The 23,760-nt window shown below is 40.7% G+C and carries 29 protein-coding genes; 14 read left to right on the forward strand and 15 right to left on the reverse strand.

Going from position 1 to position 23,760, the window contains the following annotated elements:
- Nucleotides 1–291, forward strand: coding sequence for a hypothetical protein (locus DTOX_RS03245; RefSeq protein WP_015756297.1), 291 nt, complete (start codon nucleotides 1–3; stop codon nucleotides 289–291).
- 63 nt (nucleotides 292–354) lie between these two features.
- On the opposite strand, the gene fliT is transcribed toward DTOX_RS03245, so the two are convergent.
- The gene (gene fliT, locus DTOX_RS03250; RefSeq protein WP_015756298.1) at nucleotides 355–726 is read right to left on the reverse strand and encodes a flagellar protein FliT; all 372 of its coding nucleotides are present in this window, start codon (nucleotides 724–726) and stop codon (nucleotides 355–357) included.
- 12 nt (nucleotides 727–738) lie between these two features.
- The gene (locus DTOX_RS03255; protein WP_015756299.1) at nucleotides 739–2,253 is read right to left on the reverse strand and encodes a flagellar hook-associated protein 2; all 1,515 of its coding nucleotides are present in this window, start codon (nucleotides 2,251–2,253) and stop codon (nucleotides 739–741) included.
- Nucleotides 2,254–2,456: 203 nt separating this feature from the next.
- Between DTOX_RS03255 and fliS the strand changes: the two genes are divergently transcribed.
- Entirely contained in the window at nucleotides 2,457–2,828 is a 372-nt protein-coding gene (gene fliS / locus DTOX_RS03260) for a flagellar export chaperone FliS (RefSeq protein ID WP_015756300.1), read from the forward strand.
- Nucleotides 2,829–2,864: 36 nt separating this feature from the next.
- On the opposite strand, the gene DTOX_RS21260 is transcribed toward fliS, so the two are convergent.
- From DTOX_RS21260 to flgM, 7 genes are read right to left on the reverse strand one after another with little or no spacing between them, the layout of a single operon-like run.
- Nucleotides 2,865–3,218, reverse strand: coding sequence for a flagellar protein FlaG (locus DTOX_RS21260; RefSeq protein WP_015756301.1), 354 nt, complete (start codon nucleotides 3,216–3,218; stop codon nucleotides 2,865–2,867).
- A 19-nt stretch (nucleotides 3,219–3,237) separates the two neighbouring features.
- On the reverse strand, nucleotides 3,238–3,477 hold the full coding sequence (gene csrA, locus DTOX_RS03270) for a carbon storage regulator CsrA (protein ID WP_015756302.1): 240 nt from the start codon (nucleotides 3,475–3,477) through the stop codon (nucleotides 3,238–3,240).
- A complete protein-coding gene (gene fliW / locus DTOX_RS03275; protein WP_015756303.1) occupies nucleotides 3,471–3,950 on the reverse strand; it encodes a flagellar assembly protein FliW in 480 nt (159 codons plus the stop codon). Before fliW ends, csrA begins: the two co-directional genes overlap by 7 nt.
- A gap of 12 nt (nucleotides 3,951–3,962) precedes the next feature.
- Nucleotides 3,963–4,880, reverse strand: a complete 918-nt coding sequence (locus DTOX_RS03280) for a flagellin N-terminal helical domain-containing protein (RefSeq protein WP_015756304.1) — start codon at nucleotides 4,878–4,880, stop codon at nucleotides 3,963–3,965.
- A gap of 12 nt (nucleotides 4,881–4,892) precedes the next feature.
- On the reverse strand, nucleotides 4,893–6,185 hold the full coding sequence (gene flgK / locus DTOX_RS03285) for a flagellar hook-associated protein FlgK (protein WP_015756305.1): 1,293 nt from the start codon (nucleotides 6,183–6,185) through the stop codon (nucleotides 4,893–4,895).
- Nucleotides 6,186–6,229: 44 nt separating this feature from the next.
- On the reverse strand, nucleotides 6,230–6,721 hold the full coding sequence (gene flgN / locus DTOX_RS03290) for a flagellar export chaperone FlgN (RefSeq protein WP_015756306.1): 492 nt from the start codon (nucleotides 6,719–6,721) through the stop codon (nucleotides 6,230–6,232).
- Nucleotides 6,722–6,732: 11 nt separating this feature from the next.
- On the reverse strand, nucleotides 6,733–7,026 hold the full coding sequence (gene flgM / locus DTOX_RS03295) for a flagellar biosynthesis anti-sigma factor FlgM (RefSeq protein ID WP_015756307.1): 294 nt from the start codon (nucleotides 7,024–7,026) through the stop codon (nucleotides 6,733–6,735).
- Nucleotides 7,027–7,382: 356 nt separating this feature from the next.
- Between flgM and DTOX_RS03300 the strand changes: the two genes are divergently transcribed.
- On the forward strand, nucleotides 7,383–8,918 hold the full coding sequence (locus DTOX_RS03300) for an S-layer homology domain-containing protein (RefSeq protein ID WP_015756308.1): 1,536 nt from the start codon (nucleotides 7,383–7,385) through the stop codon (nucleotides 8,916–8,918).
- A gap of 203 nt (nucleotides 8,919–9,121) precedes the next feature.
- Here the strand turns inward: DTOX_RS03300 and DTOX_RS24690 are convergent, their stop codons facing one another.
- Nucleotides 9,122–9,256, reverse strand: coding sequence for a hypothetical protein (locus DTOX_RS24690; RefSeq protein WP_278184603.1), 135 nt, complete (start codon nucleotides 9,254–9,256; stop codon nucleotides 9,122–9,124).
- A gap of 184 nt (nucleotides 9,257–9,440) precedes the next feature.
- Between DTOX_RS24690 and DTOX_RS03305 the strand changes: the two genes are divergently transcribed.
- Nucleotides 9,441–10,373, forward strand: a complete 933-nt coding sequence (locus DTOX_RS03305; protein WP_015756309.1) for an RpnC/YadD family protein — start codon at nucleotides 9,441–9,443, stop codon at nucleotides 10,371–10,373.
- A 181-nt stretch (nucleotides 10,374–10,554) separates the two neighbouring features.
- Here DTOX_RS03305 and DTOX_RS23595 read toward each other — a convergent pair whose 3' ends face one another.
- A complete protein-coding gene (locus tag DTOX_RS23595; protein ID WP_015756310.1) occupies nucleotides 10,555–10,719 on the reverse strand; it encodes a hypothetical protein in 165 nt (54 codons plus the stop codon).
- Nucleotides 10,720–10,938: 219 nt separating this feature from the next.
- Between DTOX_RS23595 and DTOX_RS03310 the strand changes: the two genes are divergently transcribed.
- Nucleotides 10,939–11,868 carry an RpnC/YadD family protein gene (locus DTOX_RS03310; protein WP_015756311.1) on the forward strand — a complete coding sequence of 310 codons (930 nt, stop codon included), beginning with the start codon at nucleotides 10,939–10,941 and terminating at the stop codon, nucleotides 11,866–11,868.
- A gap of 138 nt (nucleotides 11,869–12,006) precedes the next feature.
- On the opposite strand, the gene DTOX_RS03315 is transcribed toward DTOX_RS03310, so the two are convergent.
- The 4 genes from DTOX_RS03315 to DTOX_RS03325 all read right to left on the reverse strand — a co-directional run bounded on the left by DTOX_RS03315 (nucleotide 12,007) and on the right by DTOX_RS03325 (nucleotide 15,331).
- Complete coding sequence (locus tag DTOX_RS03315; RefSeq protein ID WP_015756312.1) at nucleotides 12,007–12,219, reverse strand: AbrB/MazE/SpoVT family DNA-binding domain-containing protein; 213 nt, start codon at nucleotides 12,217–12,219, stop codon at nucleotides 12,007–12,009.
- Between the two features lie 68 nt (nucleotides 12,220–12,287).
- Nucleotides 12,288–13,163: an RpnC/YadD family protein gene (locus tag DTOX_RS03320; protein WP_015756313.1), complete on the reverse strand. Its 876-nt coding sequence runs from the start codon at nucleotides 13,161–13,163 to the stop codon at nucleotides 12,288–12,290.
- Between the two features lie 1,029 nt (nucleotides 13,164–14,192).
- Nucleotides 14,193–14,351 (reverse strand): hypothetical protein, encoded by a 159-nt coding sequence (locus DTOX_RS23600; RefSeq protein ID WP_169306028.1) that lies wholly within the window; start codon nucleotides 14,349–14,351, stop codon nucleotides 14,193–14,195.
- Nucleotides 14,352–14,419: 68 nt separating this feature from the next.
- Nucleotides 14,420–15,331 carry an RpnC/YadD family protein gene (locus DTOX_RS03325; protein ID WP_015756316.1) on the reverse strand — a complete coding sequence of 304 codons (912 nt, stop codon included), beginning with the start codon at nucleotides 15,329–15,331 and terminating at the stop codon, nucleotides 14,420–14,422.
- 559 nt (nucleotides 15,332–15,890) lie between these two features.
- Here DTOX_RS03325 and flgB point away from each other — a divergent pair.
- The 9 genes from flgB to DTOX_RS03370 are packed head-to-tail and all read left to right on the forward strand — an operon-like array spanning nucleotide 15,891 to nucleotide 23,750.
- Nucleotides 15,891–16,295 (forward strand): flagellar basal body rod protein FlgB, encoded by a 405-nt coding sequence (flgB, locus tag DTOX_RS03330; RefSeq protein ID WP_015756317.1) that lies wholly within the window; start codon nucleotides 15,891–15,893, stop codon nucleotides 16,293–16,295.
- Between the two features lie 2 nt (nucleotides 16,296–16,297).
- The gene (gene flgC / locus DTOX_RS03335; protein ID WP_015756318.1) at nucleotides 16,298–16,720 is read left to right on the forward strand and encodes a flagellar basal body rod protein FlgC; all 423 of its coding nucleotides are present in this window, start codon (nucleotides 16,298–16,300) and stop codon (nucleotides 16,718–16,720) included.
- 50 nt (nucleotides 16,721–16,770) lie between these two features.
- Complete coding sequence (fliE, locus tag DTOX_RS03340; RefSeq protein ID WP_015756319.1) at nucleotides 16,771–17,070, forward strand: flagellar hook-basal body complex protein FliE; 300 nt, start codon at nucleotides 16,771–16,773, stop codon at nucleotides 17,068–17,070.
- A 26-nt stretch (nucleotides 17,071–17,096) separates the two neighbouring features.
- Nucleotides 17,097–18,635: a flagellar basal-body MS-ring/collar protein FliF gene (fliF, locus tag DTOX_RS03345; RefSeq protein WP_015756320.1), complete on the forward strand. Its 1,539-nt coding sequence runs from the start codon at nucleotides 17,097–17,099 to the stop codon at nucleotides 18,633–18,635.
- 33 nt (nucleotides 18,636–18,668) lie between these two features.
- Nucleotides 18,669–19,664 carry a flagellar motor switch protein FliG gene (gene fliG / locus DTOX_RS03350; RefSeq protein ID WP_242652538.1) on the forward strand — a complete coding sequence of 332 codons (996 nt, stop codon included), beginning with the start codon at nucleotides 18,669–18,671 and terminating at the stop codon, nucleotides 19,662–19,664.
- Nucleotides 19,648–20,397 (forward strand): FliH/SctL family protein, encoded by a 750-nt coding sequence (locus DTOX_RS03355; RefSeq protein ID WP_015756322.1) that lies wholly within the window; start codon nucleotides 19,648–19,650, stop codon nucleotides 20,395–20,397. Before fliG ends, DTOX_RS03355 begins: the two co-directional genes overlap by 17 nt.
- Nucleotides 20,384–21,709, forward strand: a complete 1,326-nt coding sequence (gene fliI / locus DTOX_RS03360) for a flagellar protein export ATPase FliI (protein ID WP_015756323.1) — start codon at nucleotides 20,384–20,386, stop codon at nucleotides 21,707–21,709. The genes DTOX_RS03355 and fliI overlap by 14 nt, the downstream gene beginning before the upstream one ends.
- Before the next feature lie 11 nt (nucleotides 21,710–21,720).
- Complete coding sequence (fliJ, locus tag DTOX_RS21265) at nucleotides 21,721–22,170, forward strand: flagellar export protein FliJ (RefSeq protein WP_015756324.1); 450 nt, start codon at nucleotides 21,721–21,723, stop codon at nucleotides 22,168–22,170.
- The gene (locus DTOX_RS03370) at nucleotides 22,167–23,750 is read left to right on the forward strand and encodes a flagellar hook-length control protein FliK (protein WP_015756325.1); all 1,584 of its coding nucleotides are present in this window, start codon (nucleotides 22,167–22,169) and stop codon (nucleotides 23,748–23,750) included. The genes fliJ and DTOX_RS03370 overlap by 4 nt, the downstream gene beginning before the upstream one ends.
- The last annotated feature ends 10 nt before the right edge of the window (nucleotides 23,751–23,760 follow it).

Here is a 23,760-nt window from a genome sequence, read left to right on the forward strand (position 1 = left end):
ATGGTAACCAAAATAAAAGGAGTGCTCGGCCAGATAACTACCTGTATAGAGGTAGGCGAGCACTCCGCCGCCATGCGGGCTGTTTTGCATTTTACGGTATTATTTGACCAATTTTTGTGCCGGAATAAACATTATTTATTCGAGCATGAAGTGGTAAGCCTTAATATCTGTATGAAAGAAATGCTTGGTTTTATGGAAGATAAGAATTACCGGGGTTTAATGGAAACCATCCAGTCAACTTTTATCAATCTGCTGGATGACTGGGATTTTAATCATAAGATATACAATTAGTTAAGGGTCGGGTACCTCAGCCATCTTCTTTAATCTATTTAGCCGGGCTATAGACCGATGCATCTACTTCTTATTGTCTAAAAATAAGCCCTCCGCAAGGGGGGCTTTTTTTCTGTACAAATGCAATGAGGCCTTGTGCCGCTGTATTTCTGCCACAGCATCCCGCAGCTTTTGATGCTTTGCTTTTACTTTTTCTTTTAGCTGACTGTCTAAATCCGAAATCTTTTTAACCAGGCTAATATCATAACCGGTTTCGTTAATCTCACCGGCAGGCAGTTGTTCAAACCGGCTCATTGCCTGTTGACGCTGTTCCAAGAGGTTTAATAGATCCTCATAGTTTTCCTCCGGGGATTCTATTATTTCCAGCATTTTTACGGTCAGCTTTTCTATTTCAGCCAGCGGTTCCTGCCGATCGATTGCTTTTTTTTCTATCATTGCAATATCCTTTTACTTTCCGCCGAGCATCTGGGTAATCCAGGCGCTTTGCTGGCTTAATTTACTAAGGGCCTCTTCCATGACAGAAAACTTTTTATAATAACGGTCCTCTATATCTTCCAGGTGGTCTTCCATAGTAGTTATCCTATTGCTTACATCTTTTATTTGCTTGCCTACCACACTGTCATCCACCAGGCTGTCAGAACTGCCCGCCTTAGCGATGACGGAATCCATGGCATTGGTTATATCATCATAGAGACGACCGGCCAATCCTTTTTCTTTATAGGTATCACCCGATTTAGTGAAAAGATCCATTACCCCGTCGGGATCCTTTTGAATAGCTTCTTTTAGCTTTTTTTCACTAATAATTAATTTACCGTTATCTTGATATGAACCGGTAGTGATGCCGATTTTAGTCAAGTTGTTATAGTTCTCTGTGCTGCTAACATTATCAACGGCACTATTTAGTGTGCTTCTAAATTTACTGAGAGAACTGCCCAGCAAAGAATCAAATCGCAGCATTCCGCTGCGTGCTTTCTCTTCCCATTTCTCTTCCTGATCATCAGAAAGACTTTCTCTCATTGTGTCGGTAAGAGGTCGATAATCAGTGTATCGATCTTCGTAGTACTCTTTATTAACTTTCTCTATCGTCTCATTATACTTATCCACAAACTCTTTAATAGCATTATAAACTGCATCGGTATTACGGGAGACAGTAACCGTGGTTGGGGTGGGATCTCCGCCGCTGTCTTTTGCACTGACACCCTTTATGTCTAAAGTTAATCCATTAATAGTTACGGTATTAGTGGCAGCTTCCAGATCAACGCCGTTAAGCTTATAATTTGCGTTTTGCCCGGAAGAGTAAGCAAAATTCCCGCTGGTAAGCTTTAGAGCCTGGGCCAGTTCTCCTTCTTCCACAGCTATGGTCTGATCGGCGCCGGTGTCTTTGGTCATGAGAAACAGCCGGTCATTAACTGCATCGTAGCTGGCACGCACACCCCATGTATTACCGCTGTCATCCAGGCCGGAATTAATTTCGGCAACCAGGTCGGCCATTTTGGCTGTATCAGTATCAACGGTAATAGTTTTCTTGGTTCCGTTAGGCCCGTTAATTACTAGCGTCTTTTCTCCGCCCTCAGTCAAATTAAGCTGAGATTTAAGGTTTGCGGTGTTGCCGGAGTTAATTTTATCGCCGGTTAAATAAGCCCCTTTAGCCAGTTGACTGACTGATACTTCGTAAGTACCGTCAACCGCACTTGTGCCGGTGGTAACCTTAACCACTGACTCGTTATTTGAGGTAGCCTGGCGGGATAAAAACGTACCTTGCAGTTTCATATTAAAGGTTGCATCACGAAGAGAACGCAGTAAGCTATTAACAGTACGGTAGTCTTCTTGCTGCCACTCTAGTGTTTGCTTCTTCTGAGTTAGTGTATCCAATCGCATGCGTTCTGCTTTCATGAGTTGTTTAACCATGCTGTCGATATCCATTCCGCTGGCTAAACCGCTTATGCGAAGGCTTGATGACATTCAACCACCTCCTATAATTTTAAGATTATTAATGTTCTCGGCATTTAATGGTTAAACTTTATAATAAACCGCAGTGAAAATTATTTCTGAAAAACGCAATAAAAAATATTTTTAACTCAAGTTTGCCGGAGTTATTGACGATAAATAATATTAAGCAGGTGCTAATTTAGCAAAGAGAGATTCTTTAAAAGGAGTGAATATATATGGCAGTATTTAATCCCTATCAGCAATACCAGCAAAACTCTATCACCAGCGCCAAACCGGGGCAATTAACCCTGATGTTATATAACGGGGCTATTAAGTTTATTAAAACAGCTATCCTTGGTATGGAAAAAAAGGATATTGGGACTGCCAATGGTGCCGTTATCAGGGCACAGGAGATAATCCGTTACCTTGATCATACATTAGATCCTCAATATGAAATATCGCAAAACTTAAGCAGCTTATACGATTACATCTACCGCCGTTTGGTGGAGGCAAATATAAATAAAAATGCCGCTGTTTTGGAGGAAGTAGTCTCCATGGTTGAAGAACTCAGAGATACCTGGATGAGTGTTCTTAAAAAAACAAGCTAAGTATTTAAAGAGCCTGCGGGAGTGCAGGCTTCTTTACTATGCTTTTTTATCAATGATTAAACCAACCATTTTACCGATCCGGGCTTCCATGTCCAGTACTTCTTCAGGAGGTATTTGTTTGATCACTTCACCTGATTCCTGGTTAACAATCTGGACTACTAGCTGTTTAGTTTCTTCATGTACCTTAAATTGCAGACCCTGGTTATATAGATCTGAAGTTTTATTTAAGTTTTCTACAGCCTTAATCAACTGATCGGGATTTACTTGAGCCTGACTGCTGTCAACAGCATCATCCGCATTCGGGATCGGTTCACTTTTTTCTGTTTTTCGGAGAGAAGTCGTAAGATCCTGTGTTGCCAAAGCTTCTAAACCACCGCCACCAACTTTCATAAGCTTACCCCCTCTTTCTTTATTGGCCTTTGTTCATTTCTTGCAGCTTCCTCAGTTGCTCAAGTACTGACTGTTTTACCAGGGCGGCCCTGGTATTTTCCTCTCTTACTGCCTGGTAGAGTTCACTGCGTAACACAGTCAACTCCTTAGGAGCCTCAATACCGATTTTTATGCTGTCACCGCGAATATCCAATACTGTAATTTTAATTTCTTCACCTAGCATAATGCTCTCATTTTTTTTACGGGTAAGGATTAACATTTTGTTTCCCCCTTGCCCTGAGCAACGCTGGTTTCTTTTTTTGCTGCCCCGGTAAAAAGCAGGTGTTTGGTTGAGTAGGAAGTGCCTGTCAGAATAACCTGTTTAGCCTGCTTAAGCCTGGTGTTAATTACTATAGGTCCCACCAGATTAGCGGTTGTTTCAGTTACCCGGTTCCTGGGAATGGAAATAATATTAACAACCAAAATTTCCTCGGGGTTTTGTATATCTAAATTCTTAATTTCTTCATCGGGCAAATCAAAGCTGTAACCGGGAAAGAAAATGAAGGGATTTGTTGCCAGAAATGCTACTGCAGGCTCATCAACTGATTGCAGCCAGTAAAAAGCATCCATATCTTCTTCCGGCAACAGCATAAAACGCTTTAGTTCTTCAAAACCGGGAATTCCGGTAGGAAAAGCTATGATATTTTCCTGCTCAACTATTAAGTTGCTGCTATTAGTAGTTTTAACCTGCACCTAATTCATCTCCTACCTCAGATAATCCAGAATATTGGTTTGCAATATTTTTGCACTTATAGCCAGGGAAGCCTCATAGGCCATTTTATTTTCGGCAAGTTGTATAGTAGTCTCAGCTGTATCAACACCCTGTAAATTTTCTAACAGGGTTTGCATATTTAATGATTGGTTATCCATCTGTTCCTGCATGTTTTCTAAATGTTTAATTTTACCGCCAACAGCTGTTCTTTCTTGGACAAGGCTGTCATGGTTTTGATCCAGTTTATCCAGCAATTCTGAAACCTTATCTTTATCTCCGCTTTCAAGCGCACTCTTTAAATCTGTCAAATTTTTAAATATATTGTTCTCACCCTTAACAAACACTTCTCCCGATACATTTACTTGCATGGTGATACCGGTTGCTATTTCTTTTCTAATCTTCCCGGTTGCTTCACCATGATAGTACAACTGCGGGTCGGTTCCTTCGATTAAATAGCCATTCTCCGGATTGTTGTCAACAAACTTGTTGTCAGTTTGAATACCGGCAAAAATATAGCTTCGCCCCAAAACAGTATTAGTATTTGCCGTTAACTGCTCGATAATAACACCTACCTCAGCAGACATAGCTTTCATATCTGTTTCTCCAACTCCTAGGTTTCCCACCTCTAACACCAAATCCCGTGCACTTAATACGAGTTCCGCCGAATCTGCCAAGGCTGTTTCGGTTTGATTCATCCAGCCTATTGCATTATCAATATTGCTTTTATATTGTTCCTGTTTATCTAAGGAGGTTTTCAAAGCCATGGCTTTTCCTAAATCACTGGGGTTTTCACTTAAGGTACTTAGCTTCTTGCCGGAGGAGATATCTAATTGGTTTTGAGCAATATCTCTCATTTGTCTTTCTATATTTTTTTTCAGGTTATGGCTTACTATCTGACTGGTGACACGCATTGTATTCCCTCCTTACCTGATAATGCCAAGTAAAGTTTCCAGCATTTGATCGATAGTGGTAATGATTTTAGAAGCGGCCTGGTAGCCATACTGGTACTGCAGTAAATTGGTCATTTCCTCTTCTATGGACACACCGGATACAGATTCACGCTGGGCAAATAACTGGTCCCCGATAGCCTCGTAGGTTTCCAGCAGTTGACCGGCTGAATTGCTTTCCTCACCAATGGTAACCATTAAATCCTGGTAATATGATTCGAAAGTAATGCCTTCATCTTCACCCAGGCTGTCAATCTTCTTGTTGCGCAATTGCGCAGCTTCTAAAGCAATCTGGGGATCAACGGAAGCATTGTCATCCAGTTCAATAATTTTATTGTTGTTTAGAGTTTTACTATCTGAAGCATTCGACAGGTCTTTAAAAAATTTACCTTCCCCAGTGTATAGTCCGTTTATTTCTTCGGCAATAGCATTAGCCAGTTTTTCAAGCTTTTCTTTATAATTATCAATCCGGGATCCGGTGTTTATAAGACTGCCAACTGAACCGCCCACGTCCGGCGTATCGAAATTAGCTGCGTTAAAATTGTTTGCAGTCCCGGTAATTAAAGCAACGCCGTTAACACTTACATCAACTAAAGCTTTGTTATCATTATTCATTGTTGCATCTATTTTTACCAATTTAGCCAGTCTATCTAAGAGCAGATCCCGTTCATCCAGCAGGACATTGTTATTTTCTGCATGGCTTTTGGCAATAGATTCGTTGACCTTTACAATTCGTTCGGTTAGCTTTCCTACCTGACTGACTAGATCGGTATGCTCCGTGTCAACATCTTTCCTAATGATGCCTAACTGTTCATAGGACTGGTTCATGGCGGCAGCCAGAGCCTTCCCTTTTTCGAGTACTCCAGCCTGTATACCCTTATCCAGCGGGTTTTCATTTACTTCCTGCCAGCCGTTAAAAAAATCGTTGAGATATACTTGCATGCCTTCATTGACCGAATACGGAAACAAAGCTTCTACCTTCTGCAAGACATTTTGTTCCTTTTCCTGATAGCCGATTTGACTCAGGTTGCTTCTCACCTGTCCGTCGATATAGTTATTTCTGATGCGCTCAATATCCCCTACATTAACGCCGGTTCCAAGCTGATAACCGCTTCCGGTATACGGTGGCCCGGTAACGAGGTTTACCCTTTGGCGGCTGTAGCCTGTAGTGTTGGCATTGGCTACGTTGTTGCCGGTAACATCCATGCCCGTTTTATTTGCTTGGAGGGCCCGTTTGCCTATTTCCAGGCCGAAAAAGGTTCCGCTCATTACAATGCCCCCTTCTTTGTTAAACTTAATTATATACATAAAGCCTAAACCGTCAGGTTTAGGCGCGAAATACCGGGCTGTTTCTCATCTATGACTCCGTTTTCCTTATAGGTCAGCCTTTGTTTGGGCAGGAGAATATTGATTAATCGCTCATTAAAAGATAAGGCATTTTGGGTTAGTATATTATTGATTTCATTGATGTCTTGTATCTTGACAAATAAATTCCTTAACTCCTGAATTAAAGTGAGCAGTTCATGACTTAAAAAACCCGGAGCAGATTCTGACAAAGCACTTAAAGCCGTACCGGCAGGCAACCCGAGCTCATTTTTAATTTCATCCTGTAAGCCGGAGCAGGTATTTTGAATTTTAACCAATTCCCCTGTTAAAATTTCTTGCCTGCCTGCAGTAGCTTTTATGTCTGTATGATTATTTCTCTTTAAAGCTTCCAAGTGCTGCTGAGAAGCTTTAAATAACTTTATGGCAATATTTTTTTGTATATTTAGGCAGTCTCGCAGCTGTTGAAATAAATTTTGCATAAGCCCACCCTTTAAACTTGTTTATCCAAAAGTCTCTCCTCAATAATCCCATCCGCAATCTTTTCTCCGCTGGACTTGTATGTGCCGTCCTGAATACGCTGCTTCAATTCGGCCACCAGGTCTTCGCGTACACTTGGCAGCTCAGCTATTTTTGAGCGAACCATTTGTATTTCTTTGGCCTGTGAGGAAATCTCCAATTTATCTGCCTGTACATTACCGGTAGCCGGCTGTTTAATCTTGTCTTTTTCTTTTACTAATGATGTATAGGCTTTTATGGGGTTAAATCCGTTCTGTGATATTTTCATCTGCCCCACCTCATTTAAACACAAATACTTTTATTATTATTTCGGTATATTTACCCCAAACTTTAGAGAATGGTGAAATTTTTTAAAAAAATTTTAATAGAAGTTTAGAATTTATTTTACCATATTGTACTTTGATTGTCAGCAGAGATTGAAATAGTTCTGAAAAGTATGAAAATTATGTAATAAAATAGTTAACACGGTGCTGTTGCCAGGAGAATTTGCTGAATTCCAAATTAATTTAAAGGATTATTTGCAAAAATATCTCTTTAACTTAAAGGAATTAAAGAAAAAGTCGATAATTACTTATATATAGCAGGTGTAGTAAATTATAAAACTAAAAGGAGGATGCGGAAAAAGTGTTGGCAAAATGTGAGAAAAAATATCCGGCTTTATTTGTCATCTTGGGATTGCTTGTTCTGGCGGGACTTTCTGTGTTTGTGAATATTGTGGAAGCTGCTGATGTATCTGCTGATGTAAGTGTAAGTATGTATATCTATAGCCCGAGCGATGGCTCAAATAAGGAACTGACAGCCGTAACTGATTCTGTTACAGGGGATGAGTACTACAATACCTACAGCAACCTTATTTTTTTATCAGTAACAATTGATTCGGACAATAGTGTTAATAAGATAACTGTGAACAGTAAGGCGCTGGCCGAGGATGAGACGGGTACTTATATATTCCTGACAAAAACAGGCGAAAATAATATAACAGTCAAGGTTGATTTTGAGGGGGCTTCGTCTGTATCAAAAAGTTATAAGATAAACTATTATAATGATACTGCACCGCAAAATACGACTTATACATTGAGCATACCTCCTTCCGGGGTTATAACAAATCTATTTGACGGTAGCATAAAGCTGTATTTGCCTAAGAATACCTTTATTGTAAATGATGACGGGCCGACGGATTCACAATATATTATGATTATCGCAAGCAAGGAGCCAAGTGATAGACGTTATCGGGATGATTATGCCGAATTGCCGCCTAATTCCAAGTCGTTTGATATTAGGCCGGTTGTAATCAGTGACGATGAAATTGAATTTGCGGACGATAGCATACTGTCGTCCAATGGCACAATTACACTGGGTTATGATGAGAATATAATACGACCGGAGATTTTAACGGTTTATTATAATGCCGGCAATGGTTGGAAAAATATAGGTGGCCTGGTGAGTGAAAAAAATAAGACCATTTCAGCACAGTTTAACGGTTTCGGTGAGTATGTAGTTATGGCAAGATCGAATAATTTTAGTGAATTTACTAAAAAGATTTCTGAGATAGATACATCAGTCAGTTGGTCTAAGCAATATGTAGATGTGCTTTATGCAAGGGGAATAATGGAACCCAATAAAAATTTAAGTGATGGAAGATTTGGTTTAATAAATGACGCAGGTGAAGAGGAAAATGCTACGCGCTTTGATTTTGCTAAAGCAGTTGTAAAAGGTCTTGGTCTTCAGTTAGTTGTTGATATTACAACACCACCGGGTTTGGATGGGGGTTGGGAATCAGGGAGTTCTGCTTCCTTTACTGATTCTACTGAAATAGCGATAATGAAAACAGCTTATACAAACGGTATTTTACAGGGTACAGTTAAAGGTGGTAAAAAGTATTTTGAACCCGGAGATTCTCTTACAAGAGCACAGGCAGCGGTTATTTTAGCCAGGGTATTAAAGCTGAAAACTGATACTGACCAGGATAAGGTAATTGCTCAGTTGAATAAGTCCTACAGTGATTCTTGTGACATCGAGGCTTGGGCTGCACCAAGTGTTCTGGCCGTCAGTAAGGCTAAAATCTTTACCAATAAAGAGTTTAAGCCTGCTGAATCTCTGACATGCGCACAGTTGGCAAAAATAACCTATATTATGCTGCAAAAAGTCGGTAAGTTGTAATACCGTGAAAAAATATATTACAAGGATTTGAATAATAAATTGATGGAATAAGATGCAATTCTTATAATTGAAGATTGTTAACCAACTCCCCCGAAGGGTGAAGACTGACGGGGGAGTTGGTTTTTTACACGGCATAACACTTTTTATTTTAAAAAATACACGGAACCACTACAATATCTAGTGGTTCCTTTGTTATCTTTAAACTAATTGTGGTAGCGTTTTACAAAAAATAAGTCTTTTTCAGTGGCCTCCAAGGCAGCAATGGCGGTTTTTTCTAAACCTTCTCTTAAACCTTCCTCTCGGCCTTCTTCACGGATCCACTGTTCTATTTGAGTCATGCGCAGCACCTCCAGAAGTTTTTTTCTTTTACTTCTATTACAGATAAATGAGGATTGCGACTGATTATATTTCGCCACATTATGGAGAATTGGGCAACCATTATATTGTTAAATCTATCCGGTAGGAAAAACAACAATAGTCATAGAAATACACAGACATTGTGGTAAAATATATACAAAGAAGGTGATCAAAGACAATGCCCAAAATAGACTTGCCAATCAAACGCTTGTTGCAGCAAAGACCTGCCGACTGGGTCAAGTACATCCTCCCCCTGACTGTCGGGAGGAATGGATCAAGCCCTATTGCACGGAATTTGTACCAAAACAAGAATCCCGGCTGGATAAAGTCATAGAGGTAGATGACCCCAGGGGAACGTACTTAATCAATTTTGAGCCTATGGGGTACTACGACATAAAATTGCCGGCTCGGATGCTGCGCTACCGGGGGGACATTTGGGAATATACCCTGTCTAAAGGCAAAGGAATCCCACCCATAAAGCAAATAGTCATATTTTTCTATTCCGAGCATGACAGCAAAAACCATCTCTTGACAGATTACTGGGGAGAATCAACTATGTTAAGGTATACCTATCGGGTTATCCATGTCTGGGAAGAGTCAAGGCAACAGGTAATAGACAAAGAATTGGTCGGACTTTATCCCCTGTTACCTCTGATGAAAGGAGAAAAAGGGGATGAAAAGTCAGAAGAGGTCCTTCAGCAAAGCATATCTATCATACAGAAAGTGAAAGACATATCCTTGCAACAGGATCTATTGGCCACAATGGCCGTATTGGTATCTCACAAGTACCCAGCAGCTCTTGTATTGTCAATGATAGGGAGGGAAATGATTATGGAATCACCGGTTTACCAAGAATGGGTGAAGGAGGCTGAAGCTAAGGGTAGGATTGAAGGCAAGGCTGAAGGAAAGGCTGAAGCTATATGCAAGCTCTTAAGCAAAAGATTTGGCCTCAAATCCTTAATTATGCAGGATAAAGTTAATAGTATAACAAATAAAACGGTTTTGGATTGGATATTTGATGAAATCATCGACATTACAGACCTAAAAGTTGCTCAAAATATTATAGATGATGCAATTAAGCAGATAATGCAACAATGATCGGAAATGTTCGGGTCGATTTTAGGAAGAAAGCATAGAGATTGGAAGTAATAAAAAGACGTTATTTCCAATTTCTTTCTAGGGTCTGTCCCCTATAAAAAAATGGTAATAGAATTATTATGTCCAAGGCTGAGTTCCTAACTGAACACTAGTCCACATGCGCCGGATTTTTTGCCTGGTGTTATATCTGGGGAAATAACCAACGCTGGTTAGTGTCCTCCGACTTGCCGCTATCTGCTTCCTTATAAATATTTTCGGTCTTAGCTTTGGACAATAAATCTTCCGGGCTATATTTTTTTCGTCGGATAATAAGAGTATCATTTCCAGCTTGGTAAGGTTGTGCCATCGTTAACACCTTTAAAATTTTTGACTTCTCATGCTTCTTTATCCACCCATAGCTATGACAATATTGTATTTGAGGATTGTGACTGATTATATTTTGCCACATTATGGAGAATTGGGCAACCATTATATTGTTGAATCTATCCGGTAGGAAAAACAACAATAGTCATAGAAATGCACAGACATTGTGGTAAAATATATACAAAGAAGGTGATCAAAGACAATGCCCAAAATAGACTTGCTAATCAAACGCTTGTTGCAGCAAAGACCTGCCGACTGGGTCAAGTACATCCTCCCTGACTGTCAGGAAGAATGGATCAAGCCCTATTGCACGGAATTTGTACCAAAACAAGAATCCCGACTGGATAAAGTCATAGAGGTAGATGACCCCAGGGGAACGTACTTAATCAATTTTGAGCCTATGGGGTACTACGACATAAAATTGCCGGCTCGGATGCTGCGCTACCGGGGGGACATTTGGGAATATACCCTGTCTAAAGGCAAAGGAATCCCACCTATAAAGCAAATAGTCATATTTTTCTATTCCGAGCATGACAGCAAAAACCATCTCTTGACAGATTACTGGGGAGAATCAACTATGTTAAGGTATACCTATCGGGTTATCCATGTCTGGGAAGAGTCAAGGCAACAGGTAATAGACAAAGAATTGGTCGGACTTTATCCCCTGTTACCTCTGATGAAAGGAGAAAAAGGGGATGAAAAGTCAGAAGAGGTTCTTCAGCAAAGCATATCTATCATACAGAAAGTGAAAGACATATCCTTGCAACAGGATCTATTGGCCACGATGGCCGTATTGGTATCTCACAAGTACCCAGCAGCTCTTGTATTGTCAATGATAGGGAGGGAAATGATTATGGAATCACCGGTTTACCAAGAATGGGTGAAGGAGGCTGAAGCTAAGGGTAGGATTGAAGGCAAGGCTGAAGGTAGAGCTGAAGGCAAGGCTGAAGCTATATGCAAGCTCTTAAGTAAAAGATTTGGCCTCAAATCCTTAATTATGCAGGATAAAGTTAATAGTATAACAAATAAAACGGTTTTGGATTGGATATTTGATGAAATCATCGACATTACAGACCTAAAAGTTGCTCAAAATATTATAGATGATGCAATTAAGCAGATAATGCAACAATGATCGGAAATGTTCGGGTCAATTTCAGGAAGTGCTCGAATAGAAATTGGAAATAATAAAAAGACGTTATTTCCAATTTCTTCTCAGGATCTGGCCCCCATAAAAAAATGGTAATAAATTACTATGTCCAAGGCTGAGTTCCTAACTGAACACTAGTCCACATGCGCCGGATTTTTTGCCTGGTGTTATATGATTCTGGGGAAATAACCAACGCTGGTTAGTGTCCTCCGACTTGCCGCTATCTGCTTCCTTATAAATATTTTCGGTCTTAGCTTGGGACAATAAATCTTCCAGGCTATATTCTTTTCGTCGGATAATAAGAGTATCATTTCCGGCTTGGTAAGGTTGTGCCATCGTTAACACCTTTAAAATTTTTGACTTCTCATGCTTCTTTATCCACCCATAGCTATGGCAATATTGTATTAATGAATTTTCTTCTTAAGTGATAATACCTCTTCTTTAGAAAGATTGGTGATTTTGACAATAGTTTCAACATCAAAACCTTCCCTCAAGGCTGCAATAGCGGTTTTTTCTAAACCTTCTCTTAAACCTTCCTTTAAACCTTCCTTTAAACCTTCCTCTCGGCCTTCTTCACGGATCCACTGTTCTATTTGAGTCATGCGCAGCACCTCCAGAAGTCTTTTTTTATATTCTTCAGTCAAAAAATTATCACTTACAGCTACAATTGCCCCAATTGTAAAGGCTCTGATAGGTTCATTAGGTATTTCCTTAGCCAGTTCTGCTGCCTGGATAGCCATTTCATCCTCTGATTTTTCTTTGCTTTTCATTAAAGGCAGAAAGATTAGTCTTTGAATATCTACCTCATCCAGGGGTTTCTTGTTTTTAATTTTTTCATAAATTCGTTTATATTCAGCATCACCGTCAAATTTTTTCATGTAAATATTTTTTACTTTATAAGTGAGAGAGCCTTTTCTTAGCAATCTCGGTGCAGATTCTATCTTGCCAGAATAAATGACTACTGTATTTACATCTTGGTCATACTTTTCCACCAGTCTTGATCCATATGTGACCATTCGTATTAGTATGTCTTTGGGTATGGTGGTTTGGAATTCTAAGTGCAGGATACTGTTATCTTTTAGTAGGAAAACGAAGTCTATTCTTTTTTCTTTTACTTCTACTACAGGTAAAACTGTAGGCATAACTGAAACTATACGAGCGGTTTTAAGGCCAATTGCTGACAGCGTTTTATCAGTAAACAGTTGTGAAACTGCCTTCATGATAACATCGTTATTTTGACGTGTAATTACTAAGGCTGCATCGTTGCTTTCTTCTGCCAATTTATAATTCACCTTCTATTTAATCTCATTAAATTCATTTTATCATAGTTACAGTTTGATTGTCAGTCAGCAATAAAAAATATCTGTGCGGATCGATTTGTGGATAATGAAATTTTAGGGGTAATACATGAGGCTTTAATTTTTATGATAAAAACCACCTGAATAGCTAAATTTCAGGTGGTTTTTTGTTAGCACCTACGATATACTTAAAACATTATGAGTGCGGTAGAATGTTTGTAAAAAACAACGAGATAATTTGTTATTCATAAAAATTAGACGTTGGTTTTTGATAATTTTCCATATCCCAAAGCAGGGATATTAGTCCTTTTTGTCAAATATTATAGCAAGGGATAACATTTACCTATTTAAGTGGCTAAACTTTTTTTTATTACCATAATTTATTTATAAAAATATAATAAAGTGCCTTGATAATGCAATTATTTATGCCATTGGCTTCTAAAGTGCAATTTAAGATTAGAGCAGTCCGGTGGCCAAATCAGGTATTTCTACCCTCTTTGGTCGACCGGTAGGGTAGTTTTTTGTTTAGGATGTGTATTTGTGTTATGGAATCTATTTTACTGTTCCTATTTAGTATAGGATTTATGATGACATTTTTTGCTTCTCTTTATTACATAGTAAGTAAGGACAAATATAAATGGCTAATATTGAGTTTTATAAGTGGCATTTTCTTAGCTTTGCTTATTCCGTTTATAGCAATGTGAATGCTAAAATAAAGTGTACCCAAAACGCTAATGAAAAGTGTGCCATTAAAATAAGTCATTATCTATAAAAATTACTATGTCCAAGGCTAAGTTCCCAACTGAACACTAATTCATTACATCCATAGATGTGAGTTAGTGCATTGGGAGATGCTGTCGCTCAGTCAGATACATCAATTAGCAATAAATAAAAATGAGCAATATTCATTTAGTGAATTGCTCATCATATATGTTCCGGGTATCCACTCACTATATAATTCCGGCAGAGAACACCACACGCGCCGGATTTTTTGCCTGGTGTTATATGATTCTAGGGAAATAACCAACGCTGGGTAGTGTCCTCCAGCTTGCCGCTATCTGCTTCCTTATAAATATTTTCGGTCTTAACTTGGCACAATAAATCTTCCAGGCTATATTCTTTTCGTCGGATAATAAGAGGATCATTTTCGGCTTGATAAGGTTGTGCCATCCTTAACATCTTCAAAATTTTTGACTTCTCAGTCTTCTTTATCCACCCATAGCTACGGCAATATTGTATTAATGAATTTTCTTCTTAAGTGATAATATCTCTTCTTTGGAAAGATTGGTAATTTTGACAATAGTTTCAATATCAAAACCTTCTCGCAAGGCTGCAATGGCAGTTTTTTCTAAACCTTCTCTTAAACCTTCCTTTAAGCCTTCCTTTAAACCTTCCTCTCGACCTTCTTTTAAACCTTCTTTTAAACCTTCCTCTCGGCCTTCTTCACGGATCCACTGTTCTATTTGAGTCATGCGCAGCACCTCCAGAAGTCTTTTTTTATATTCTTCAGTCAAAAAATTATCACTTATAGCTACAATTGCTCCGATTGTAAAGGCTCTGATAGGTTCATTAGGTATTTCCTTGGCCAGTTCTGCTGCCTGGATAGCCATTTCATCCTCTGATTTTTCTTTGCTTTTCATTAAAGGCAGAAAGATTAGTCTTTGAATATCTATCTCATCCAGGGGTTTCTTGTTTTTGATTTTTTCATAAATTCGTTTATACTCAGCATCACCGTCGAATTTTTTCATGTAAATATTTTTTACTTTATAAGTGAGAGAGCCTTTTCTTAGCAATCTCGGTGCAGATTCTATCTTGCCAGAATAAATGACTACCGTATTTACATCTTGGTCATACTTTTCCACCAGTCTTGATCCATATGTGACCATTCGTATTAGTATGTCTTTGGGTATGGTGGTTTGGAATTCTAAGTGCAGGATACTGTTATCTTTTAGTAGGAAAACGAAGTCTATTCTTTTTTCTTTTACTTCTACTACAGGTAAAACTGTAGGCATAACTGAAACTATACGAGCGGTTTTGAGGCCAATTGCTGACAGCGTTTTATCAGTAAACAGTTGTGAAACTGCCTTCATGATAACATCGTTATTTTGCCGTGTAATTACTAAGGCTGCATCGTTGCTTTCTTCTGCCAATTTATAATTCACCTTCTATTTAATCTCATTAAGTTCATTTTATCATAGTTACAGTTTGATTGTCAGTCAGCAATAAAAAATATCTGTACGGATCGATTTGTGGATAATGAAATTTTAGGAGTAATAAATGAGGCTTTAATTTTTATGATAAAAACCACCTGAATAGCTAAATTTCAGGTGGTTTTTTGTTAGTACCTACGATATACTTAAAACATTATGAGTGCAGTAGAGTGTTTGTAAAAAACAACGAGATAATTTGTTATTCGCAAAAATTAGACACTGGTTTTTGATAATTTTCCATATCCCAAAGCAGGGATATTAGTCCTTTTTGTCAAATATTATAGCAAGGGATAACATTTACCTATTTAAGTGGCTAAACCTTTTTTTATTACCATAATTTATTTATAAAAATATAATAAAGTGCCTTGATAATGCAATTATTTATGCCATTGGCTTCTAAAGTGCAATTTAAGATTAGAGCAGTCCGGTGGCCAAATCAGGTATTTCTACCCTCTTTGGTCGACCGGTAGGGTAGTTTTTTGTTTAGGAGTGATTACCTTTGGATCTTTTTAATAACAAATCTTTAAGACTGCTGGAAAAAGCTATTGATGCCGGGTCTTTAAGGCAGCGTGTTATCGCTAATAATATTGCTAATATAAATACTCCAGGGTTTAAAAAATCTTCTGTGGCTTTTGAGTCTATTTTAAAAAAGAATTTGAACACGGGCAGGATTCCTCTGAAATATTCGGACAGCAGGCATTTTGGCGCTGCTGACTCGCTTGACGCCATCAATCCGACAGTAGTCAAAGAGAATACTACGTCAATGAGGTCAGACGGGAATAATGTGGATGTTGAACAGGAAATGGTCAGGTTGGTGCTAAATACAATTAATTATAATGCTGATATTCAGGAATTGAACAATCGCTTGAATTCACTGGGAGTTGTTATTAGGGGGGGTAATTAAAAATGAGCCTGTATGATTCTTTTTCTATCAGTTCCTCCGGTATGTCGGCGGAAAGGCTTTGGCTTGATATTATTTCCAATAATATAGCTAATCTCAATACTACCCGTACTGCTAAAGGCGGCCCGTATAAAAGGCAGATGCCGGTGTTTTCCCAGCGTTTGCAGTCCGTTGTTGACAGTGCAAAAACCCGCGCGGGCGGCGTTGAGGTAAACCGTGTGGTGCAGGACAATGCTCCGCCCCGTATGGTCTATGATCCTTCTCACCCGGATGCTGATCAGGAGGGTAATGTGGCTTATCCGAATATAAATATAGTTAATGAAATGGTTAATATGATGGCTGCCCGGAGAGCCTATGAGGCCAATGCCACTGCCTTGGAAGCGTCAAAATCAATGGCCATGAAGGCGCTGGAAATCGGACGGGGTTAATATTATCTAAAACTTTGAATTAACGTTAACTTTTAGGGAGGCATGGTATTATGATAGTATCTCCGGCCAAATTACCTTTGCTTATGCCCATGTCAGAGCAGCAGGAAAGCCAAAATGACGGTTCCTCAAAAAGTGATTTCAGTACTTTTTTAGCCGAAGCAGTAAATAAATTGAATAGCTCACAGGTTGACGCGGATAATCTCAGTGAAAAATTTTTGACAGGTGAGGTGGATAATTTACATCAGGTCACTATAGCCATGGAAAAAGCTAAACTTTCCATGCAGTTAGCCATGCAGGTTCGTAATAAATTCGTGGAAGCTTATCAGGAGATTTCCCGTATGCAAATTTAAGGGGTTGTTGTTGAGGATGTGGACTCATGACTCCGCGTGAACTGCTGGACCGGTTAAAACAGCGCTGGCAGAGTTTAAGCCAGGTAAAGAAGGCTTTTGTTATTATTGCCGGTACCGGTATATTGGCGGCGACATTATATTTGATTACATTTTTAACTCAAACATCTTATACTCCGCTTATGACAAACCTTGAACCCAGAGATGCCGGTGCTATTGAGGAAAAACTGAAATCGTTGAAATATGAAGACTTTAAGCTGGCTGATCAGGGTACAACTATTATGGTGCCTAAAGAACAGGTCTATGAGATACGCATAAAACTGGCCAGCAGCGGGGTTTTGCAGGGGGGCGGTTTGGGGTTTGAGTTGTTTGATCAAAACCAAATGGGCGTATCTGATTTTGAGCAGCAGGTGGATTATCAGAGGGCGCTGCAGGAGGAGTTAAGGCGGACAATCATTCAGTTGGAAGAAGTTGAGCAGGCCCGTGTGCATTTGGTTCTTCCCCAAAAAAGTGTTTTTGTGGATGAACAGGAGCCCGCTTCTGTTTCTATAGCTCTAAAATTAAAGCCTCTGGCTAAATTAAAGCCTGAGCAAGTAAAGGGAATTGCTGATCTGGCGGTTGGCAGTATACAGGGACTTAAGCTGGAAAACGTGCATATTATAGATATGCAGGGACATATTTTAAGCGACACTATTGACACTGAAAATGATGAAGACTCCTCTCAAGTCATTAATAAACAGCAGCAGGTTAGGCGCGAGTATGAAAAAGAACTGGAGAAGCGTATTCAAAACGTTTTGGATAGGGTTTTAGGTACGGACAAGGCAGTTTCCATGGTAACTGCGGAAATGGATTTTAATAAACAGGAAATTAATACGACTACTCACGGGCCGGGTCAGAAAGTCAGTGAGCAGCTTATAAATGAAAAGAGCCAGGGTACGGGTCTTGGAGGTGTAACCGGTACAGATGCTCAAAACACGCAGACCTACCCAACAGGCACAGACAATGTGGAAAGCGCTTCACGGGATGAGTCAATAACTAACTATCAGGTTGACACTACACAGCAAAAAGTAGTCCAGCCTCCCGGCACGATTAAGAAACTGTCTACATCCGTGGTGGTGGACGGCAAACTGTCCGCTACCCGTATTCAACAGATAGAATCCCTTGTATCAACGGCTATCGGCTATGATCAGGCCAGAGGAGATCAAATTAATGTTACCAACATAGCTTTTGACACCAGTTATCAGGATAAGATGCAAGCTGAAATGGGTAAGGAAGAAACTTTGGCTGCGCAAAAACAGCGCCAGCAGCTCATATACTTTGCTATTGCAGGAGCGGTAATTTTTCTCATAATGTCCGCGTTTTTGATTGCTTACATGCGCAGGCGCAGGAGACAGCAGCAGGAAGACACTCTGGAAGAAAGTATCAAAAGCGTGCAGGATCTGATTGAAGAAGAGCAGGAATTAGAGGTTAAATATATAGATGTGAAGCATGATCAGATTAAAAAGCTTGCTAAGGAAAGGCCGCAGGATATAGCTGAGATTCTTAAGATATGGCTGTCCGAGGGATAGGGGGTATGAGTTATCTCTGTTAAAAATGGAAAATTGACGGGGTATCAGAAAGCCGCTATTCTGTTAATCAGCATGGGTTCGGATCTTTCATCAGTTATTTTGAAAGAAGACTTTTACGAAAAAGATATAGAACGGTTATCTGTGGAAATATCTAAGTTTGATAGAATTCCCGCCGAGATAATGGAGTCGGTATTAAGCGAATTCAATGATTTGTACCAGGCCCGTCAATATCTATTGCTTGGCGGAGTAAAATACGCGCAGGATATTTTGGAGAAGACGCTGGGTACACAAAAGGCCCTGGATATCATGAAGAAACTGGCAGGCAGAGACAGCAACATTCCCTTTGCTTCCCTGCGAAAAACCGATCCCCGTCATTTAATGAGTTACCTTCAGGATGAGCATCCGCAGATAGTCGCTCTGATACTGGCATATTTGGAATCCGAGCAGAGTTCCGCCATACTGTCCGCCCTGCCCCATGACGTGCAGAGTGATATATCTAAACGGATAGCTACCATGGGTCGCCCTTCACCGGAGGTGGTCAAAGAAGTTGAGCGTGTTTTAGCGCATAAAATGTCCGAAGTGCTTGATAAAGATAATGCCGAGATTGGCGGCGTAAAAACTCTGGTTAATATTCTTAACATGGTGGACAGAAGCACAGAGCGAAGTATATTAAAAGATTTGGAAGAAGAGGATCCGATGCTGGCTGAAGAAATTCGCAAGCGCATGTTTGTCTTTGAAAACATTGTCAAGCTTAGCGACTCAGATGTTCAAAGGGTTCTCAGGGATGTCAATCCAAAAGATTTGGCTGTTGCTCTCAGGGGCGCCAGCGAGGAAGTAAGCAACAAAATTTTTAAAAACCAGTCAAAAAGATCTGCCGGCATGTTGAAAGAGGAAATTGATTTAATGGGCCCGGTGCGTTTAAAGGTTGTTGAGGAATCCCAGCAAAAAATTGTTAAAATCATACGTACTTTAGAGGATGCGGGAGAAGTAACAATTTCACAGGGTGAAGAAGATGCAGTTGTCTTATAATAAAATTATTAAAAAAGCCACTGTCAGCGAAAACGATGCGCTTCATTTGCAGCTTCGCAAAGAATTTGCCAAAGAAGCAGCGCGTGAGTCGGCGGACGCGGAAGTGCAAAAGATATTGTCTGCCACTCGTGAGAAGGCTGCTCAGATTTTAGAACAGGCAGATGAAAAGGCAAAGCAAATTACCGAAAAAGCGCAACAGATGTATGAAGGAGCCCACCAGGAAGGGTTTGAAAAGGGTTACCGCGAGGGCTATGATAAAGCCTACCGTGATGCCAGGGAAAAGGTTGATGCCGAAGCTATAAATGTCAGAAATTCCGCTTGGGAAATGTTAAGAAGCGCTGAAGCGGAACGCAAAATAACTTTATCTGAGATCGAAGAGGAAGTTCTTGCTCTGTCTGTTCAGATAGCGGAGAAGTTAGTCGCTAAACAATTGGATATTGACCGGGAAACTGTTTTGAGTATTGTTCAGGAGGCGGTACTCCTGCTGTCTGACAGGGATAGTTTTATTATTGTTGCCAATCCCGCGGATGTTGAAATAATCAGGCAGAATAAGCATATGTTTATGAAATTTTTAACAGAGGCTGCCGGTTTAAAAATAATCGGTGATCCTGATATAGATCCTGGTGGCTGCCGGGTGAAAACCGAGCGGGGACAGATTGACTCCACTCTGGAATCACGCTGGCAGATCCTCTTGCAGTCGCTTCACGCTCAGGCCGGTGATGAAGATGAGTGAGATCATTATTGATTTTGCACGTTGGAGCCGCAGGGTGCGGAAAAGCCGTGTAGCTGTTGTCAGCGGTGAGGTAACCAGGGTGGTGGGGCTTACTGTTGAGGTTGTGGGTATAAAAGCCTCAATAGGGGAAGTTTGCCATGTTATTGTGCCGGGGCGCAGCCGGCCTATTGTCGCTGAAGTAGTGGGTTTTATGCAGGGTGCGTCTATATTGATGCCGCTGGGTGAATTACAGGGTATACAGCCGGGCAACCAAGTTGTACCTACGGGACGGAACCTAACCGTTGAGGTTAGCGATGATATGCTTGGTTCTGTATTGGATGGTCTGGGCAGACAGATTGGAGGCAAAACCGCGGGAGAGCAAAAGACTAAGTTTCCGGTTGATAATCAACCTCCTAACCCGTTGACCAGACAGCGTATAGCTCAGGTGCTGCCGACAGGCGTGCGGGCTATCGATTCAGTGCTTACATGTGGTCAGGGACAGCGTATCGGCATTTTTGCCGGGAGCGGTGTAGGAAAGAGCACTTTGCTGGGCATGATTGCTAAGTATGGTAAAGCTGATGTGAACGTTATCGGTCTGATAGGGGAACGGGGACGGGAGGTTAAGGATTTTATTGAGACTGATCTGGGGGAAGAAGGTTTAAGCCGTTCCGTGGTAGTGGCTGCTACCTCTGATCAACCGGCTTTAATCCGCCTGAAAGGTGCTATGGTGGCAACAGCTTTGGCAGAGTATTTCAGAAACAAGGGCCTGAATGTGATGCTGCTGATGGATTCCGTAACCCGTTTTGCTATGGCTCAGCGCGAGGTTGGTCTGGCTGTTGGAGAGCCTCCGGCTACTAAGGGATATACGCCTTCTGTTTTCGCACTGCTGCCGAAGCTGCTGGAGAGATCGGGCATGTCGGTTGAGGGATCTATTACCGCCTTTTACACTGTGCTGGTTGACGGTGACGATATGAATGAGCCGATTGCGGACGCGGTGAGAGGAATATTGGACGGGCACATAGTTCTTACCAGACGGCTGGCAGCTAAGAACCATTATCCTGCCATTGATGTTCTGTCCAGTGTAAGCCGGGTAATGTCCGATATTGTAAATCCGGAGCATTTATCCCGGGCAGCCAGGCTTAGGGAACTATTGTCGACTTATTTACAGGCTGAAGATTTGATCAGTATAGGTGCCTATAACTTTGGAGCAAATCCCAAGATTGACGATGCTATTCGACACTATGACAATATCATTGAATTTTTGCGACAGCACCCTGAAGAGCCGTATGAATTCTCCGAAACAATTGATTGGCTGCGCAGGTTGGGCGATTAGGAGGAGAAGACATGGCCGGTTTTCGCTTTAGGCTGGAACAAGTATTAAATCACCGCCGCATGGAGGAGAAAAAAGCTAAAGACGAACTCACTTTAGCAAGAGCAGAACAACAAAAGGCAGTTAACGCTTTAGAAGCTGCTCGTCAGATGCTGCAGCAAAGTTTAAACGCCGCTGATGAAACCGGAAGGCTGGATTTGCAGCAAGCGCTCAATGGTTTTTTCTTTCGTGAGCAGTTAAGTGCCAAAGTATTAAAATTACAGGAAAACTTGAAAAAGGCTGCCCGTGCGGTAGAAGAAAAGAAAAATAGATTGATCTTAGCCAGACAAAAAACTATGGTGCTGGAAAAACTGAAAGAAAAGCAAAAGGAGGAGTTTGTCTACCTGGAGAATTTAGAGGAGCAAAAACAAATAGACGAACTGGCCCTGGCTATGTTTATACGAAATAAGGACGAAACAATGTGAAACGGGGTGAGAAATTGAGTACGGCAGTTGAGGTAAGATCAAGAACAGGCGATTTTTTCGCTCAGAAATTCCCTTTTTCACAAAAAGACTCAATCGGCGATAACTTCAAGGATATTTTACTCCTGTTTGCCGGTAATGATTTAGAGAGTAATAAGTCTGTTACTGCAGTTGTTAAACCGGCGGATAATAAAGCTGCTAAGCTTAATCAGGATGAGCAGAATGAGCAGCAGGCATCTGACAGTAATCAGGGCAATAATGCCGGATTGCCATACGAAGACTGCGTGTCATTCATGAGTATCCCCGTGATGCAAGAAGTCGCTGCAAGTCGAAGTGCTTTGTATAGTCAAGCCAATGTTGCAGATATTCAGGCCGAGCCTGCTTTGACGCTTGGTGACCCAATAACAGCAGCCCAGGCTAAGAGTAACTGTGTAGAGAATAATAATGCGCAAAAGTTATCGTATGATATAAATCATGCAGAGAATGTCCTTTTACCTGATGCTGGAGCAAAAAAACAGATCTCATCAATAGACAGAACAGATATATCACAGCAGAAAACTATTTTGCAAAAGCTTCCTGACGCGGTAAAGGTGGGGGTAAATAATGTTAGGGCAGTTGGAGACTCAGGGCCGGTTATATCAGTAAGTAAGGCAGAAGAGAATATTAAACAAGAAGTTATTGCAAGTCGAGGTGTTTGTCATAGTCAAGACGATATCACAAATGTACAGCCTGAGCAAAAAACTGTTATGCAAAAGCCTTTGGGTGTGCCAAAGGCAGAGATAGACAATATTTGGGTGTCCGGCGGTAAGTCAGAACCTGCTGTATCACTAAGTAAAGCGGAGGGGACTGCTAAACGGGAAGTCGCTGCAATTCGGAGCACTTTGCACAGTCATGCCGATATCACAGATTTCCAATTTGATTCAGCGGTGGATAAAACAACAGCGGGCCGGGTTAAAAGCGACTGTCCGGATAGTGACAAGGCAGAAAAATTATCAGATCAAAGAGAAGCTCGATTTAAAGTAAATCCTGACGGAACCGGGGTAAATAATGCGGTAAAAGTGGCAGAGCCTGTGATGGGAGAATATTTGCCGGTAAACGCGGTTTCAAAAAACTTGATTGGCTCAAAAAAACCTGTATCCATACCGGAATTGCCGCAAGAAGTATCGAAATTGTTCGAGCAAGCGAAAGCAAATGACCAGAATAAGCCGATATTTTTACAGCTTAAACTTGAACCGGAGCAGTTGGGGAAATTGGTGATTAAGTTGACCTATAAAAAAGGGGAAATATCAGCCCAGTTTATTGCCAGCAGCCTTCAGGCCAAAGAGGCATTGGAAAACACTATGACACAGCTTAAAGATGCTCTGGCCAAGCACCAGATAATACTGCATGAACCTGTAGTATCGTTTGGTTTCAGCGGTGAGCAGGCAATGCCTCACAACAGGCAGGATTTTAACGGGAAAAAGAACAATCAGGGCTATTACAAATCAAGTGGTTATATGGGTGAATTTGAGGATGAAATCGAGGAAGTGCCCGGGCATAATGGAGTGTTAATACCGGGTAAAGGAGTAGATTATATTATATAGCGGGAGGTGT

The organism is Desulfofarcimen acetoxidans DSM 771, from assembly GCF_000024205.1.
In the GTDB taxonomy this organism is placed as follows: Bacteria; Bacillota; Desulfotomaculia; order Desulfotomaculales; family Desulfofarciminaceae; genus Desulfofarcimen; species Desulfofarcimen acetoxidans.